This is a genomic window from Paenibacillus sp. KS1 (genome assembly GCF_001680695.1).
In the GTDB taxonomy this organism is placed as follows: Bacteria; Bacillota; Bacilli; order Paenibacillales; family Paenibacillaceae; genus Paenibacillus_B; species Paenibacillus_B suaedae.
Map to the genome: position 1 here is coordinate 1 of NZ_MAIS01000323.1, position 378 is coordinate 378.

The window sequence follows — 378 nt, forward strand, 5'->3', positions numbered from 1 at the left end:
GGAGAAGATGCCGCTCACGCCAAACGGGAAACTGGATCGCAAGGCGCTGCCTGCGCCGGAAGGGGCACTGCAGACGGGAACGGAGTATGCAGCGCCGTGCACGGTAACGGAAGCGAAGCTGGTGCAACTATGGCAAGAGGTGCTGGGGTTGGAACGCGTCGGCATCCACGATAACTTCTTTGAAATCGGGGGCCATTCGCTCCGAGCGATGACGCTTGTAAGCAGAGTAAACAAGGAAATGAGCGTGAGCCTGCCCCTAAGAAACGTGTTCTTTTATCCGACAGTTGAAGAGATGGCGCAGGCGATCTCTGAGCTGGAGCGGTTGGAATATGCCGTCATTCCGCAGGCCGAAGCAAGGGACTACTACCCGGTGTCCTC

At 57.7% G+C, this 378-nt stretch carries 1 protein-coding gene; it reads left to right on the top strand.

The genetic code is table 11. From position 1 onward, the window contains the following. Positions 1-378 (top strand): phosphopantetheine-binding protein (locus BBG47_RS28505; protein ID WP_139070849.1); only part of this gene is annotated, 378 nt, incomplete at both ends.